Source organism: Streptomyces chlorus, assembly GCF_042655885.1.
GTDB lineage: Bacteria > Actinomycetota > Actinomycetes > Streptomycetales > Streptomycetaceae > Streptomyces > Streptomyces chlorus.
The window spans coordinates 142,263-157,860 of the sequence record NZ_JBHSOA010000012.1 but is presented as its reverse complement, the minus strand read 5'-3'; the positions used below and the strand labels follow the sequence as shown (position 1 = coordinate 157,860).

Genomic DNA, 15,598 nt, shown 5'->3' with positions numbered 1-15,598 from the left:
GAGGCCTCAACCGTGGATCATGCGGTGGCGAAGGCGTTGACAGTCGTTCCGTTTTCGCTGGTCAGCGTCATGCTCCGGTGATCGACCCGATAGCTGAGCGTGGCGTCGAAAAGCCGCAGCAGCCGCTTCTCGGCCTTCATGAGTGAGTCTTCGCACACCATTCGGGTCATGGTGGGCGTGTCGACGGTGATATGGCCGTCGCGGACGGTGGCGTCGGCGTTCACCTTGTTGCAGCCGAGGCTTCCGGAGACGGTGCCCTCCTTCTCGTCGAAGGTGAGGTGGGCGCGGCCCTCGGCGTCGGGGGAGACGATCTTCCACTTCGTGCCGTACAACGGGGTGTCCTCGCCGCCCTCGCTGAAACGGACGGTGTTGCCGTCCCCGGAGGTGAGGGTGAGGCGGCCGTTCTTCACCTCGGCCCGGGGGCTGTCGTCGGTGAACGCGTTCAGAAGCGCATGATCGAATTCCCTGCCCGGTCCGTCGCAGGCGACGGCGGTGCTCTTGAGGAGGTTGAGCCGGACACGGTCGCCGTCCAGGGCGCTGTCGCCCCGGAAGCTGTTGCAGCCGTAGCTGCCCTCGACCCCGCCGCCCTCAATCAGGATCATGTACGCGTCGGAGGTGGCGCGGTGGGTGGTGCCGTCCACGGTGACGCTGTCGACGTTCCAGCGGATGCCGGCGAGGGACTGCTCCGCCGTGCCCGTCGTCGCACCGACCGCGCTCGCCCGCCCGGCGTCCGCTCCCGCGCCCGCGCCTGCCTGCTCACTGCCACAGGCCGCCACGAAGGGGACGGAGAGAACGGCGGTGGCCGCCGCGAGAACAGTGCGCCGCCCGCGCCGGTCGTGCCTGTGCGTGTACATGCCGCTTCGACGGAGACGGGGTACTTCCGGTTCCCCTCACGTCGCCCGACGTCGCCTCACGTCATCAGCGGCAGGTACGGCCCGAGGTCCGCCCGCTCCCCGCTCGCGCTCACCGTGCCGCCGGCCAGCGCGTCCTGCCACGTCGTGCGTCCGGTGGCCAGGCGGAGCCAGGTCAGCGGGTCGGTCTCGACGACGTTGGGCGGGGTACCGCGCGTGTGCCTCGGCCCCTCCACGCACTGGACGACCGCGTACGGCGGGATCCGCACCTCCGTCGAGCCGCCGGGCACCTTCGCGGCGAGCGTGTCGGCCAGCAGCCGGGTGCACGCGGCCAGGGCCTGACGGTCGTAGGGGATGTCCAGGCCGGGCACGGCGGCGCCCAGGTCGTCGCTGTGGACGACGAGCTCGACGACACGGGTGACCAGGTAGTCGGTGAGGGTCATGGCGCCGGCGGGCATCGCGAGGACACGGGGGGCCGGCGCGGCGGCGAGGTACCGGGCCAGGTCCTCCTCGGTACGGGTGAGCAGGGCGTCGAGGTCGGGGGGCGCCGCGGCGAGGCCCCGGGAGCCCTCGGCGGTGACACCGGCGTGGGCGGCGGTCGCGGAGGGGTAGTCCAGCAGAGTGAGTTCGGGCTTCGCCGGTTCGTCCCGTTCCAGGGCCCGGCCGACGCTCGCGACGGTCAGGGCCAGGTGCGCGATCAGGTCCCGTACGGTCCACTCGCCGAGGCGGGTGGGCAGCGCGAGCTGCTCGGGGGTGAGGGTTTGGACGGCCGCGCGGACGTTCTCGAACTGGGCCAGCACGGCGGCCCGGGTCCTGACGGGGTCGTAGGAGCGGGTGCGTTTCCTTGCCGGTGGCATGGCGGCAGCCTATGCGGGGGTGACGCTGGCCGGTTCGGGTCGGGGCCGTCCATGAACTGGAAGTGCAGGTGCGGCTCGGGTGGGGTGGTGGAGGGAGGAGCTGACGCACAGCGACGGTGCACCCGCGTGACCCGCAGGTCATGTCCCTGTGGTGGGTCCACACTCATCACCGTGCGGATGCGGGCCTTGGAGTTCGGCGCGGCTGCCCGCCCCTCCCAGCAGTTCTTCCACACCCGGAAGCACGTTTTCAGCACCGCCTGCGTGGCCTGGGCCGGCAGGGCACCAAGCCAGTCGATCTCCTTGCGGGCCTGCCGGATGGCCGCGTCGGCAGCGGTCGGCGTACGGCGCTCTTTGGGGAGCATCGCCCACCAGTCGTGCAAGAGATTCCACATCGCACGGGCTGCGTGCGCCCGGGCGTCCATGTGATTCTCGTTGCTACGCCGAAAACTGTGAAGCCCCGCCCGGATGGGGCGGGGCTTCATACAGAACGGCGGGAGGATCAGGCCAGCAGCGCCGGGATCGTCGCCTCGTGCGTCTCGCGCAGTTCCTCGAGGGTGAGCGTGAACTCGCCCTGGAGCTCCACCGTGTCCCCGTCGACGACGCCGATGCGCGTCGCCGGGAGGCCGCGGACACCGCACATGTCGGTGAAGCGGAGCTCCTCCGAACGCGGCACGGCCACGACCGCGCGGCCGGCCGACTCGGAGAACAGGAACGTGAACGCGTCCAGTCCGTCCGGTACGACGAGCCGCGCGCCCTTGCCACCCAGCAGCGCCGACTCGACCACGGCCTGGACCAGACCGCCGTCGGACAGGTCGTGCGCGGAGTCGATCATGCCGTCGCGGGAGGCGGAGATCAGGATCTCGCCGAGCAGCCGCTCGCGCTCCAGGTCGACCTTGGGCGGCAGGCCGCCGAGGTGGTCGTGGACGACCTGGGACCAGGCCGAGCCGCCGAACTCCTCACGCGTGTCGCCGAGGAGGTAGAGCATCTGGCCCTCCTCCTGGAAAGCGACCGGCGTGCGCCGGGCCACGTCGTCGATGACGCCGAGGACCGCGACCACCGGGGTCGGGTGGATGGCGACCTCGCCGGTCTGGTTGTAGAGCGAGACGTTGCCGCCGGTCACCGGAGTGCCGAGCTGCAGGCAGCCGTCGGCGAGACCGCGGACGGCCTCGGCGAACTGCCACATGACGGCCGGGTCCTCGGGCGAGCCGAAGTTCAGGCAGTCGGAGACGGCGAGGGGCTTGGCGCCGGTCGTCGCCACGTTCCGGTACGCCTCGGCGAGCGCGAGCTGCGCGCCCGTGTACGGGTCGAGCTTGGCGTACCGGCCGTTGCCGTCGGTCGCGATGGCGACGCCGAGGCCGGTCTCCGCGTCGACGCGGATCATGCCGGCGTCCTCGGGCTGGGCGAGCACGGTGTTGCCCTGCACGAAGTGGTCGTACTGCTGGGTGATCCACTGCTTCGAGGCCTGGTTGGGCGAGCCCACCAGCTTCAGGACCTGGTCCTTCAGCTCCTCGGAGGTCGCCGGGCGGGGCAGCTTGCCGGCGTCGTCGGCCTGGAGCGCGTCCTGCCAGTCGGGGCGGGCGTAGGGGCGCTCGTAGACCGGGCCGTCGTGGGCGACGGTGCGCGGGTCGACGTCGACGATCTTGCCGCCGTGCCAGTAGATCTCCAGGCGGTCGCCGTCGGTCACCTCACCGATGACGGTGGCGATGACGTCCCACTTCTCGCAGATCTCGAGGAAGCGGTCGACCTTCTCCGGCTCGACCACCGCGCACATGCGTTCCTGCGACTCGCTCATGAGGATTTCCTCGGGCGAGAGCGTGGAGTCGCGCAGCGGTACGTCGTCGAGGGTGACGCGCATGCCGCCGGAGCCGTTGGAGGCCAGCTCGGAGGTGGCACAGGACAGGCCGGCCGCGCCGAGGTCCTGGATGCCGACGACCAGCTTCTCCTGGAACGCCTCCAGGGTGCACTCGATGAGGAGCTTCTCCTGGAAAGGGTCGCCGACCTGGACGGCGGGGCGCTTCGAGGGCTTCGCGTCGTCGAACGTCTCGGAGGCCAGGATGGACGCGCCGCCGATGCCGTCGCCGCCCGTGCGGGCCCCGTACAGGATGACCTTGTTGCCGGGGCCGGAGGCCTTGGCGAGGTGGATGTCCTCGTGCCGCATGACGCCGATGGCGCCGGCGTTGACCAGCGGGTTGCCCTGGTAGCAGGCGTCGAAGACGACCTCGCCGCCGATGTTCGGCAGGCCCAGGCAGTTGCCGTAGCCGCCGATGCCGGCGACGACGCCGGGCAGCACGCGCTTGGTGTCGGGGTGGTCGGCGGCGCCGAAGCGCAGCGGGTCCACGACGGCGACCGGGCGGGCGCCCATCGCGATGATGTCGCGGACGATGCCGCCGACGCCGGTCGCGGCGCCCTGGTAGGGCTCGACGTAGGACGGGTGGTTGTGCGACTCGACCTTGAAGGTCACCGCGTAGCCCTGGCCGACGTCGACGACGCCGGCGTTCTCGCCGATGCCGACGAGCATCGCGTCGGACTCGGGGGCCTTCTCGCCGAACTGGCGGAGGTGGACCTTGGAGGACTTGTACGAGCAGTGCTCGGACCACATCACCGAGTACATGGCGAGTTCGGCGCCGGTCGGGCGGCGGCCGAGGATCTCCACCACCCGCTCGTACTCGTCCTTCTTCAGACCGAGTTCGGCCCACGGCAGCTCGACGTCGGGGGTCTCGGCCGCGTGCTCGACCGTGTCCAGAGGCGTCCTGCTCATGCGCTTACCAGCTTCTTGAGGATCGAGGTGAAGAACGGGAGGCCGTCGGTGCGGCCGGTGCCGATCAGCGGCTCGACGGCGTGCTCGGGGTGCGGCATCAGGCCGACGACGTTGCCCGCCGCGTTGGTGATGCCGGCGATGTCGTCGAGCGAGCCGTTGGGGTTGCCGTAGCCCTCGGCGGCCTCGCCGTCGGTGACGTAGCGGAAGGCGACCCGGCCCTCGGCCTCGAGCTCGTCCAGCGTGCGCCGGTCGGCGACGTAGCGGCCGTCCATGTTCTTCAGCGGGATGCTGATCTCCTGCCCGGCGGTGTAGTCGCCGGTCCAGGCGGTGTCCGCGTTCTCCACCCGCAGCTTCTGGTCACGGCAGATGAAGTGCAGGTGGTCGTTGCCGAGCATGCCGCCGGGGAGCAGGTGCGCCTCGGTGAGGATCTGGAAGCCGTTGCAGATCCCGAGGACCGGCAGTCCCGCCTTCGCCTGCTCGATGACGGTGTCCATCACCGGCGAAAAACGGGCGATGGCTCCCGCGCGCAAGTAGTCGCCGTAGGAAAATCCGCCGCAGAGCACCACGGCGTCGACCTGGTGGAGGTTCTTGTCCTTGTGCCACAGGGCCACCGGCTCGGCACCAGCGAGCCGGATCGCGCGCCGGCTGTCACGGTCGTCGAGGCTGCCCGGGAAAGTGACGACGCCAATACGAGCGGTCACTTCACGGCCTCCGCGACTTCCTCGACCCTGACGGTGAAGTCCTCGATCACGGTGTTGGCGAGGAAGGATTCCGCAAGATCGTGGATGCGGGCGAGCGCGGTCTCGTCGACCGGCCCGTCAACTTCCAGTTCGAATCGCTTTCCCTGACGGACGTCCGAGATCCCTTCGAATCCCAACCGCGGCAGTGCGCGCTGCACCGCCTGGCCCTGGGGGTCGAGGATCTCCGGCTTGAGCATGACGTCGACTACGACGCGTGCCACTGGCACTCCCGGTGTGTGGTGCTGAGCAGGTTCCTTCAGACTACCCGGACAAAATTTCTACGCGAGTAGAGTTGGAGGAATCTACGTGACCCCGATCACGATCCGGGGTCCCGGGGAGGCCTGCTGGAAAAGATCCGGGAAAGATCCGCCTCCTGTCACGTATCTCTATTGCGCGCGGGACACGCGGACAGATTTAGTCGAGCTTCACAATGCAATGCCGGGCACTGTACAAATGAATTGTCATTAGCAGATACTTTGCCCGATTACAGGCGGACAGCCGACATCTCAGCGACGCCCGGCACGTTCATCACGGACGTCACCACAGAGGTGTCGCACGAAGGGACCGATATTCGTGGCGCAGAAGGTCGTGGTCACTCTCTTTGACGACATCGACGGCTCGGAAGCGGCGGAAACGATCGCCTTCGGACTCGACGGCAAGTCGTACGAGATCGACCTGAACAAGGTCAACGCCGACGGACTGCGGAAGGCGCTCGCGCCCTACGTGGAGGCCGGCCGCAAGCGTTCCCGCTCGGGGCGGGCGTACAGGCAGACGGAGGTCGCCCCCGATCCGGCGGCCGTGCGCGCCTGGGCCCAGTCGAACCAGATGGACGTCCCCGCGCGGGGACGGATCCCCAAGCGGGTCTACGAAGCGTTCGCCGCGGCGCGGTGAAAGGGGCCGTGGGCCGAGCGGCCGTGGGGCCGGCCGGCGGTCGAAGCGTGGCCCGCCTGGTGGGTGCGGACGTCGACGTCCGCACCCACGGCCGGGACAGCCGACCCCTCGGGACAGCCGACCACCGGCCCCTCGGAGCAGCCGACTTGCGCAGCACCCCCATTGATCAGCTAGAGTCTGGAGCACGCCGAGGGGCAAGGCCGAAAGGCCCGGCTCACGGAGTACATGCGGGTGTAGTTCAGTAGTAGAACATCCTCCTTCCAGGAGGAAGGCGCAGTGTGCAATTCCTGTCACCCGCTCTGCGTAGCCGTACCGATCAGTGCATTCGATCAGGTAGGCTGGTGCTCGCACCGACCGGTGAAAGCTGGTCGGGAGCAATGCGGACGTAGCTCAGCTGGTAGAGCGCAACCTTGCCAAGGTTGAGGTCGCGAGTTCGAACCTCGTCGTCCGCTCGGGAATCAGACCCCGGTCCACTGGATCGGGGTCTTTTCGTGCGCCCGCGTCTCCCCAGCGCACTCCGGCCTCACGTGCCGCTCCGGCCCCACGCGCCCCATACCCCGGGCCCTACCGGACTTCTGACATTTGTCATGCGCGCAGATGACAGGGCGCACTGCTGTCCAACCCATTGATCCTGAATGATCGAAGCATGCAAGGAAATGAACACGAACACGTGATCGAGGTCACCGACCTGCGCCGTGTGTACGGGGGCGGGTTCGAGGCCGTACGCGGGGTCAGCTTCTCCGCACGGCGCGGGGAGGTCTTCGCACTGCTGGGCACCAACGGCGCGGGCAAGACCTCCACCGTCGAACTGCTGGAGGGCCTCGCGGCACCGACCGGCGGACAGGTCAGGATCTTCGGGCACGACCCGTACACCGACCGCGCCGCGGTACGGCCCCGCACCGGTGTGATGCTCCAGGAAGGCGGCTTCCCCTCCGACCTGACCGTCATGGAGACCACGCGGATGTGGGCCGGCTCCGTCAGCGGCGCCCGTCCGCCACAGGAGGTACTGCCGCTGGTCGGACTGGCCGACAAGGGCGACGTACGGGTCAAGCAGCTGTCCGGTGGCGAGCGGCGCCGCCTCGACCTGGCCCTCGCGCTGCTCGGCGACCCCGAGATGCTGTTCCTCGACGAGCCGACGACCGGGCTGGACGCCGAAGGGCGCCGGGACACCTGGCGGTTGGTGCGGGCCCTGCGCGACAACGGCACGACCGTGCTGCTGACCACCCACTACCTGGAAGAGGCCGAGGCACTGGCCGACCGCCTCGCGATCATGCACAAGGGGCGCATCGCCACCACCGGCACGCCCGCCGAGGTGACCGCCGCGCAGCCGTCCCGGATCACCTTCGAACTGCCCCAGGGCTACTTCCCCGGCGACCTGCCACCGCTCGACGAGCTGGCCGTGACCGGACACGAACTGGACGGACGGACCGTCAAGCTGCACACCCGTGAGCTGCAACGGGCGGCCACCCTCCTACTGGTGTGGGCCGAGCGGACCGGTATGGAGCTGAAGGGATTGGACGTGCGCTCGGCCTCGCTGGAGGAGGCGTTCCTCGGCATCGCCCGCGAGGCCTCCGCGCACGAAACCCTCGCGCAGGAGGAGAGCACCACCACCGGAAAGGAGTACGCGGCATGAGCGGGACAGTCAGCACGACCAAGGGGCCGGCCGGAGGAACGGCCGAGGCGGGGAGGGGGAGGAACACCGCGGCCAGCACCCCCATGGGGCGTATGCGGGCCCTCGCCCGCGCCGAGTTGACGCTGCTGGGGCGCAGCAGGGGCACGCTCTTCGCCGCGCTGTTCGTGCCGCTGGTGCTGCCGCTCAGCCTGTACTCGGCGGCCGGCGAGATGAACCTCGACGAGGTGGGTCTCAGCATCGGCGCGGTGATCCTGCCCGGCGCGATCGGCTTCTCCCTGCTGTTCGCCGTCTACACGGCGCTCGTCGGCGTCTTCGTCACCCGGCGCGAGGAACTGGTGCTGAAGCGGCTGCGCACCGGCGAGCTGCGGGACATCGAGATCCTGTGCGGGGCCTCGCTGCCGTCCGCCGCGACCGGGCTGGTGCAGTCGCTGCTGCTGGCGGCGGGCTGCACGCTGCTGCTGGACGTGGCCGCGCCGCAGGCCGTCCACCTGTCCGTGCTGGGGCTGCTGCTGGGCCTGGTGTTGTGCGCGGCGCTCGCCGCCGTCACCGCCGGCTTCACCCGGACCACCGAGAGCGCGCAGGTCACCGCGATGCCGGTGCTCATGGTCTCGATGCTCGGCTCCGGAATGATGGTCCCGCTGGAGGTACTGCCCGATCGGCTGGCCTCCTTCTGCGAACTGCTGCCCCTCACCCCCGTCATGACCCTGCTGCGCGGCGGCTTCACGGGCAACCTGTCGGGCTCCGAGACGCTGTTCGCCGTGGCGACCGGCGCGGCCTGGGTGCTGCTGGCGGTGTTCGCTGTCCGCCGGTGGTTCCGCTGGGAACCGAGGCGCTGACGTGCTGACCGCGGGAGGCGGGGACATGAGCAGGCCGGGCGGCTGGTGGAGGCGCAAGAGCACCCCGGCGAAGTTCGAGACGTACACACGGTGGTCGTTCCACTCCTTCCCGTTGATCGAGTTCGTGGCGGTCGGCGGGCCGGTACTCGGGCGGGCAGGAAGGCTCGGGCCGGGGCTGACGGCTCTGCTGGTGTTCCTGATCGCCCTGCACTGCGCGCTCTGCGCCGTGTCCGCCTCGCATGCGCTGGACTGGCTGCGCGGGCAGCGGGAGCAGCCTCGTCGGCTGATGTGGGCGCTCGGGGGCCTCACCGCGGTCGTCGCGGGGTCGGCCGTGGCGATCGCCGAGCACGGGCCGGCGGGCCGGAACGTCGATGAGGCGGTCGCCGTGATCTTGCTGATCGTCCCGGCCTTCGGCACCGGAATCGTCGCCCTGGGGGTGCAGAACCGGCTGCGGGTGCTCGCCTTCGCGGCGGGCGCGACACTCGGGTCCCTGCCCATCGGTATGCCGGTTCCGGCCGCGCTGACCGTCGCCGTGGCGGTGCTGTTCGGCGGCGGGTTCGTGGCCTTCACCTCGGTGTTCTCGGTCCGGCTGCTCAACGCCGTGTACGAACTCGACGAGGCCCGCGAGACCCGCACCCGGCTCGCCGTGGCGGAGGAACGGCTGCGGTTCGGACGGGATCTGCACGACGTCATGGGCCGCAACCTCGCCGTGATCGCGCTGAAGAGCGAGCTGGCCGTCCAGCTGGCCCAGCGCGAACGGCCGGAGGCGGTGACGCAGATGGTCGAGGTGCAGCGGCTGGCGCACGAGACCCAGCGGGAGGTGCGCGAGGTCGTACGCGGCTACCGCGAGGCCGACCTGAGCAGCGAACTCGCGGGCGCGAAGGGGGTGCTGACCGCGGCCGGCATCGACTGCACGGTCAACGGCCCGGCGGTCGGACTCCCGGCGCAGGTGCAGTCCGCGCTGGGCTGGGTGGTACGGGAGGCCGCGACCAATGTGCTGCGGCACGGCGACGCGCGGCGGTGCGCGGTGGACGTACGGGTACTGGAGGGGCGTGCGGTGCTGACGGTGGAGAACGACGGGGCGCCGGACGGCGCCGGCGGGCCGGGCCGGGGCTCCGGCCTCATCGGACTGCGCGAGCGGCTGGCGGAGATCGGCGGCACGCTGCGGGCCGGACCGGCCGGGGACGGGCGGTTCGTGCTGACGGCGGAGGTGCCGTCGGGGGCGGTGCCGGGCTCGAAGGCAGGGGCACCCGGGTCCGCATCCCTCGCGCCCGCGGGTTCCGGGATCGCGGCGGCTACTGCGGCTACGGTGGCACCCCGCGCCGCGGGGTCCGGAAGCGAGGTCACGCTGTGACGACGACACCGTCCCGGCCCGTCCGGCTCCTGCTCGCCGACGACGAGCATCTGATCCGGGGAGCGCTCGCCGCCCTGCTGTCGCTGGAGGACGACCTCCTGATCGTCGCCGAGGCAGCCTCCGGTCCGGAGGCGCTGGCGATGGCGCGGGCGCACACCCCCGACATCGCCGTACTGGATCTGCAGATGCCCGGCGCCGACGGTGTGAAGGTCGCCACATCGCTGCGGGCTGAACTCCCCGACTGCCGCGTGCTGATCGTGACCAGTCACGGGCGTCCCGGGCATCTGAAGCGGGCCCTCGCGGCGGGGGTGCGCGGCTTCGTCCCCAAAACCGTCAGCGCACAGCACCTCGCGGAGATCATCCGCACCGTGCACGCGGGAAACCGTTACGTGGATCCCGAGTTGGCGGCCGACGCGATCGCCGCCGGTGACTCACCACTGACCGTGCGTGAGGCCGAGGTGCTGGAACTCGCGGCCGACGGGGCGCCCGTGACGGAGATCGCGGAGCGGGCCGCGCTGTCCCAGGGGACCGTGCGGAACTATCTGTCGTCCGCCGCCACGAAACTCGGTGCGGAGAACCGTCACGCCGCAGTACGACTCGCGCGCGAGCGAGGTTGGGTATAGTTGCTCTCGCGCCACGGCGCATGCGGACGTAGCTCAGTTGGTAGAGCGCAACCTTGCCAAGGTTGAGGTCGCGAGTTCGAACCTCGTCGTCCGCTCGGGAATCAGAAAGACCCCGGTCCATCGGACCGGGGTCTTCTTCGTACGCGCCCGGCCCGAGGCCCGGCACGCGCCGGGCCTCGGGCCCGGGCCTCAGCTCCAGCTGAGGCCCGTCAGACGCTCGTACGCCTCCACGTACTTCGCCCGGGTCGCGTCCACGACGTGCTGCGGCAGCGCCGGCGGGGGCTGCTCGCTCGCCCGGTCCCAGCCCGACTCGGCGGAGGTCAACCAGTCCCGCACGTACTGCTTGTCGTACGACGGCTGCGCGTGGCCCGGCTCCCACTGCTCGGCCGGCCAGAAGCGGGAGGAGTCCGGGGTGAGCACCTCGTCCGCGACCACCAGCGTGTCGCCGTCGAAGCCGAACTCGAACTTGGTGTCCGCGAGGATGATCCCCCGTTCCCGGGCGATGTCGCGGGCCCGGGTGTACGCGGCGAGGGTGGCCTGCCGCAGCTGCGCCGCGGTGTCGGCGCCGACCTGGCGGGCCACCTCCTCGTAGGAGACGTTCTCGTCGTGCTCGCCGACGGCGGCCTTGGTGGCCGGGGTGAAGATCGGGCCGGGCAGTTCCGATCCGTCCACCAGTCCCTCGGGGAGGGCCAGGCCGCAGACCGTACGGGACTCCTGGTACTCGGCGAGGCCCGAGCCGGTGAGGTAGCCGCGGGCCACGCACTCCACGGGAGCCATCCGCAGCGACTTGCAGACGAGGGTGCGGCCCGCCCAGTCGGCGGGGGCGCCCGCGGGAAGTTCGGTGCTCAGGACGTGGTGCGGGACCAGGTCGGCGAGCTGGTCGAACCACCAGAGGGAGAGCTGGGTGAGAACCCTGCCCTTGTCCGGGATCTCGGTCGGCAGCACCCAGTCGTAGGCGGAGATGCGGTCACTGGCGACCATCACGAGGTCGCCCGCCTCGTTCCGGTACAGCTCGCGCACCTTTCCGGTGTGCAGATGCACCAGGCCCGGAACCTGGATCGGCTCGGGCTTCTCGACGAATCCGGACACGGTTCCTCCGCGTGGTTCGGAACAACAGGGCACCCGCGGGGCTCGCACAGGGTGGGGTGGGAGACGGCGGGACAAGTGCCTCCGATTGTCCCGTACGAGCGGCCGCCCCCGCTGGTCGGGGCGGTCCCGGCGGGTCGGGGCGGTCCCGGCGGGTCGGGGCGGTCCCGGCGGGTCGGGGCGGTCCCGGCGGGTCGGGGCGGTCCCGGCGGGTCGGGGCGGTCCCGGCGGGTCGGGGCGGTGGCGTGCGCCGAGCAGGTGGGCCGTCGGCAGGCAGGGCATCCGCAGGCAGGCCGTCAGCAGGCGAGGCATCGGCAGGTCGGGTCAGTCGCTTTTGCAGATGCGGTCGAGGAGGTTGGCGGTGGCACGCTGGATGCGCGGGTCGGTCCGGCCGGGGCGGCCCAGGGCCGGGGGCCAGGCAAGCGTGCCCGATGCGAAGACCCAGGCACCGGAGGGCGCCCGGTAGAGCGAGGTCTCCTGATGCCGTCCGGCGCCCGCCCCGTCGGTGTACGGGGAGTGGGCGAGCAGCACCCGCTCCTCGTGCTCGGGCAGCGGGGTGCGCGGGAAGTAACGATCGGCCCCGGCCGCGACCAGCCCTTCGACCGCGTCGCCCTCCAAGGCCCCGGTCGCCTCCCACAGCCAGTGGTCGGCGTTGCGCACGATCAGCGGATGCGGCTCGGGGACCTGACCTGCGTACTGGACGCCGATCAGCTGCTGCTCCGCGCGGTCCGCCTCCCGCCACAGCACCCCCTTGCCCGGCGCCTTGCGGTCCTGGGTCCTGCGGTCCGGGCCCCGGCGTCTGCCGCTGCGGCAGGTCAGCAGACGGTCGGGGACTCCGGACGGGGAGGGCGCGAGTTCCACCTGCCCGTACAGCGTCCGGGCGGAGAGGAAGACCAGGGAGGTGCCGTACTCACGGGCGTGTTCCGCGGTACCGCGCATGGCCTGGGACCAGTACGTGTCGGGGCCGGGGAAGAGGAGGCCCCTGTACCGGGTGGGGTCGACCCGGCCGGCGTGCAGGTCGCGGGCGTCGGCGTAGGCGAGGTCGTAGCCGTAGCGCTCGGCCCAGCGGATGACGTCGTAGGCGTGACCGGCGGACGGAGGCAGACCGGCGCCCGCGTACGGGCGGTCGAAGGAGACGGTGGTCGCGGAAGGGAAGTCGGTGTCGGAGGGGGAGTCGGTGTCGGCCTCGCCGGGCAGCCGGCCGTCCCCGCCCTCGTCCCCGTCCCCGTCCCCGGACTGGTGGAGGATCCCGTCGATCGCATGGGTTTTGCCCGCCCCGTCGTCCTTCGGATAGCGGTTGTGGAGCTGCCAGGTGATGTCGGGCAGGACGAGGAGCAGGTCGGCCGGGCGGTGGTCGCGGACCGTGAAGGGGATCTGGGCACGGTCGCGGCCGTCGGCGGTGGTCAGAACGGCCACATAGGCGCCGACGCTCCAGTCCGACGGGACCGGCAGCCGCCAGGACAGCCACCAGTGGTGGCAGGAGACCGTACGGCCGGCGGTGAGCGGCGGGGGCTGCGCGATGCCGGCGAGGCGAGGGCTGGACATGATCCGGGTGGCGCCCTGCCCGTCGTAGTGACCGACGCGGTGGACGTCGACGCGGAACTCCTGGGGCGGGTCGACGGTGATGTGGAAGTCGATCGCTTCTCCGGGTGCCACCCCGTCGGTGGAACTGAACCCCTCGATCCGGCGGTGACCCTGCTGCGCACCCATGGTCGCTCCCCTCCCGCAGGCCCCGTCGCCGACGGTCAGCAATGTGCTTGTCGTATGTCGCAAGCCCTGGCCAAGGAGCGCGAACAGCCCAAGCACATCACATTACGCACGCACCGCGTCACCCTTCGTCGCGAATCGGCCACAAGCGGAAGGGCTGACTCCGGGGCGGTCGGGAGTGCGCGGCGGGCGGAGGGGGTGTTGGGCGGCGGGGGTGTTGGGTGGCGAGGCGGGCCCCGGCTCTCCGGCTCTCCGGCTTTACCCCTCGTCCGGCTCAGACGAGCCGGACCGGCTTCTCCGGGCGTATGCCCTGCCGGGCCAGCCACAGGCGGAGGGCCGTGGGATCGCCGTCCTCGATCAGCGACATGACCTGGGCGGACAGGTCCGTGACGCGCACACCGCCCACGAGGAGAGTCGGTCCGTCGAGCCAGTCGAGCCCGGGGGTCGCGCCCGTGGTGTCCATGGCCGCGCAGCAGACCATCGCCGTGATGTGGTCGGCGAGCAGTTCGCGACCGGTGCGCGGAGGCTGGAGGGGGAGCAGGGGCAGCGCCCGGTCGTCCCAGAGGGAAGCGGGATCGGTCGGCGCGGCCGGCAGGGCCTGGGCGGTCAGCGCGCCGCCCGGAGCCGTCGGAGCGCTCGCGGCCGAGGCGGCTCGCGCGGTGACCGCCGCGTCCTCGCGGGCCACTTCGGCGCTGATACGGGCGGCCAGGGCCGTGCTGCGCGGGGTGGTACCGACGAGGTCTTCGTCGTCGTCCGGGTCGGCTCCAGCGACGGGGGCGGTTTCTCGTGACCCGCGTTCCCCGCGTTCCCCGCGTTCCCCGCGTTCCCCGTGTTCCCCGCGTCCTCCGTGTGCGGGCGGGGTCGCGTGCGGAGGCGGTTTCGCGCGGGAGTCCGGTTCCGGGCGCGGATCCGGGCCGGGGTCCGTCAGGTGGTCGAGGATGCGGGAGAGCGTCGGGCCGTCAGGCCCCGGGCTCTCCGCGCCGGCGCCGGGGCGTACGCCGAGGGCGTCCAGGACGCGGTGGAGGCGGGCCGCGTCCGTACGCCATTTACGGTCGACGACCTCCTCCGGGTAGTCGCCCCAGTGGACCGGCGACCAGTCTGGTCCGCGCCCGGCGGGGCCGCCGTGGAAGAGGCGGGCGGCGAGGAGGGAGGTGGCCTCGTCCACCGTGCCGGGCTCCTCGAGCAGGTCGCAGGCGGGGCGCTCGCCGAGACGGGAGGCGAATCCCTCGGCCAGCCGGTCCCGGCGGGACAGTTCGGTGAGCGCGGCCACCACCCCCGCGTTGAGCCGCGAGGGCCAGCGGCCCATCCGCCAGCCGGGCAGCGCGACCCGGGTGAGCAGCCGGTCCCAGCCCGCGTACGCCAGTCCCACCTGCTCCTGGGCAACGATCCGCAGGCCGTAGTCCACCGCCTGGGCACGCTCGGCCGCCGCCGCGGCGACCCCGCGCTCCATCTCTGCGGCATGGCCCCGGCAGCTACGCAGCAACACCCGCGCGACCCAGCCGACGCCCGCGAACACCGTGCGGAACACCGGCCCGCGGCGGTGCTCCGAGGTCACGGCCACCGCCGCGTCGAGACCGCGGACGAAGCGCCGGGCGGCGGCTATGTCCGGGTGCGCCGATGGCCCCGTACCGGCGACGACCGGCGCGAGGACCGCGCGCAGCTCGCCGACGCGCATCCACCACAGGAACGGGGAGCCGATCACCAGCACGGGCGCGGCGACGGCCCGGCGGTGCGGATGCCGGCCCGCGTCCGCTATGTCGCCGTGCTCCTCGGCGGGCGGGGGGCGGCCGTGCGCCGGATGGGTACGGTCCTCCAGCCAACTGTCGCAGTCAGGGGTGAGCGCTATCGCGGACGGAACGGGGACACGGAGCCGGTCGGCGAGGTCGCGCACCATCCGGTACAGGTCCGGGGCGGCCTCCTCGGCGATCGCGACCGTCGGACTCATGGCGGGCCGGGCCCGGGCGACGACCAGGGAGACCCCGGCGGCGGCGAGCAGAACCAGCACCGCGAGCGGTGTGAGCGTCCAGCGGGCGATGTCCCAGCCGGAGCCGGTGAAATGGCCGGTGGGGACGCCGACGAGCAGGATCACGGCGGCGGCCGCCGGCAGCAGGGCGACGGCCAGTGCTCTGCCGCGCAGGCGCAGCACCGCGAGCGCCCGTGAACGCGCGGCCTGCGCGCCCGCCTCACTGCCCATGCCGCCTCCGCTCATGACCCCGCCTCACCCCCTCCCGACGGTTCTGACGCTGTCCCGGCGTTCCCCAC

The 15,598-nt window shown here is 71.6% G+C and carries 13 protein-coding genes, 3 tRNA genes and 1 pseudogene; 8 read left to right on the top strand and 9 right to left on the bottom strand.

All coding sequences use genetic code 11. The annotated features are described in order from the left end of the window. Nucleotides 1-17: 17 nt before the first annotated feature. The 6 genes and pseudogenes from ACFPZI_RS07520 to purS form a co-directional block, all read right to left on the bottom strand. Nucleotides 18-854 carry an META domain-containing protein gene (locus ACFPZI_RS07520; protein WP_381359902.1) on the bottom strand — a complete coding sequence of 279 codons (837 nt, stop codon included), beginning with the start codon at nucleotides 852-854 and terminating at the stop codon, nucleotides 18-20. A 56-nt stretch (nucleotides 855-910) separates the two neighbouring features. After that, nucleotides 911-1,708, bottom strand: a complete 798-nt coding sequence (locus tag ACFPZI_RS07515; RefSeq protein ID WP_381359899.1) for a maleylpyruvate isomerase family mycothiol-dependent enzyme — start codon at nucleotides 1,706-1,708, stop codon at nucleotides 911-913. 110 nt (nucleotides 1,709-1,818) lie between these two features. Next, a pseudogene (locus ACFPZI_RS07510) lies at nucleotides 1,819-2,130 on the bottom strand (RNA-guided endonuclease InsQ/TnpB family protein); the annotation flags it as partial. A gap of 77 nt (nucleotides 2,131-2,207) precedes the next feature. Next, nucleotides 2,208-4,466 carry a phosphoribosylformylglycinamidine synthase subunit PurL gene (gene purL, locus ACFPZI_RS07505; RefSeq protein ID WP_381359897.1) on the bottom strand — a complete coding sequence of 753 codons (2,259 nt, stop codon included), beginning with the start codon at nucleotides 4,464-4,466 and terminating at the stop codon, nucleotides 2,208-2,210. Then, complete coding sequence (purQ, locus tag ACFPZI_RS07500) at nucleotides 4,463-5,167, bottom strand: phosphoribosylformylglycinamidine synthase subunit PurQ (protein ID WP_381359894.1); 705 nt, start codon at nucleotides 5,165-5,167, stop codon at nucleotides 4,463-4,465. The genes purL and purQ overlap by 4 nt, the downstream gene beginning before the upstream one ends. Further along, nucleotides 5,164-5,427: a phosphoribosylformylglycinamidine synthase subunit PurS gene (gene purS, locus ACFPZI_RS07495; RefSeq protein WP_042175198.1), complete on the bottom strand. Its 264-nt coding sequence runs from the start codon at nucleotides 5,425-5,427 to the stop codon at nucleotides 5,164-5,166. The genes purQ and purS overlap by 4 nt, the downstream gene beginning before the upstream one ends. A 352-nt stretch (nucleotides 5,428-5,779) precedes the next feature. Here purS and ACFPZI_RS07490 point away from each other — a divergent pair, with 352 nt between their 5' ends. The 8 genes from ACFPZI_RS07490 to ACFPZI_RS07455 all read left to right on the top strand — a co-directional run bounded on the left by ACFPZI_RS07490 (nucleotide 5,780) and on the right by ACFPZI_RS07455 (nucleotide 10,638). Beyond that, the gene (locus ACFPZI_RS07490) at nucleotides 5,780-6,097 is read left to right on the top strand and encodes a histone-like nucleoid-structuring protein Lsr2 (RefSeq protein ID WP_055604353.1); all 318 of its coding nucleotides are present in this window, start codon (nucleotides 5,780-5,782) and stop codon (nucleotides 6,095-6,097) included. A gap of 227 nt (nucleotides 6,098-6,324) precedes the next feature. Further along, nucleotides 6,325-6,396 (top strand) — tRNA-Gly (locus ACFPZI_RS07485). Nucleotides 6,397-6,476: 80 nt separating this feature from the next. Then, nucleotides 6,477-6,549 (top strand) — tRNA-Gly (locus ACFPZI_RS07480). Between the two features lie 194 nt (nucleotides 6,550-6,743). After that, a complete protein-coding gene (locus ACFPZI_RS07475) occupies nucleotides 6,744-7,730 on the top strand; it encodes an ABC transporter ATP-binding protein (RefSeq protein ID WP_381359890.1) in 987 nt (328 codons plus the stop codon). Further along, nucleotides 7,727-8,566, top strand: coding sequence for an ABC transporter permease (locus ACFPZI_RS07470; RefSeq protein ID WP_381359888.1), 840 nt, complete (start codon nucleotides 7,727-7,729; stop codon nucleotides 8,564-8,566). The genes ACFPZI_RS07475 and ACFPZI_RS07470 overlap by 4 nt, the downstream gene beginning before the upstream one ends. A gap of 25 nt (nucleotides 8,567-8,591) precedes the next feature. Beyond that, nucleotides 8,592-9,920 (top strand): sensor histidine kinase, encoded by a 1,329-nt coding sequence (locus ACFPZI_RS07465; RefSeq protein ID WP_381359885.1) that lies wholly within the window; start codon nucleotides 8,592-8,594, stop codon nucleotides 9,918-9,920. Then, complete coding sequence (locus ACFPZI_RS07460) at nucleotides 9,917-10,543, top strand: response regulator (RefSeq protein WP_381359882.1); 627 nt, start codon at nucleotides 9,917-9,919, stop codon at nucleotides 10,541-10,543. Before ACFPZI_RS07465 ends, ACFPZI_RS07460 begins: the two co-directional genes overlap by 4 nt. Before the next feature lie 22 nt (nucleotides 10,544-10,565). Further along, nucleotides 10,566-10,638, top strand: a tRNA-Gly gene (locus tag ACFPZI_RS07455). A gap of 94 nt (nucleotides 10,639-10,732) precedes the next feature. Here ACFPZI_RS07455 and ACFPZI_RS07450 read toward each other — a convergent pair. The 3 genes from ACFPZI_RS07450 to ACFPZI_RS07440 form a co-directional block, all read right to left on the bottom strand. Continuing rightward, nucleotides 10,733-11,632, bottom strand: a complete 900-nt coding sequence (locus tag ACFPZI_RS07450; RefSeq protein ID WP_381359880.1) for a phosphoribosylaminoimidazolesuccinocarboxamide synthase — start codon at nucleotides 11,630-11,632, stop codon at nucleotides 10,733-10,735. 321 nt (nucleotides 11,633-11,953) lie between these two features. After that, complete coding sequence (locus tag ACFPZI_RS07445; RefSeq protein WP_381359877.1) at nucleotides 11,954-13,339, bottom strand: N,N-dimethylformamidase beta subunit family domain-containing protein; 1,386 nt, start codon at nucleotides 13,337-13,339, stop codon at nucleotides 11,954-11,956. A gap of 271 nt (nucleotides 13,340-13,610) precedes the next feature. Further along, nucleotides 13,611-15,545 (bottom strand): hypothetical protein, encoded by a 1,935-nt coding sequence (locus ACFPZI_RS07440; protein ID WP_381359874.1) that lies wholly within the window; start codon nucleotides 15,543-15,545, stop codon nucleotides 13,611-13,613. Nucleotides 15,546-15,598 lie beyond the last annotated feature (53 nt).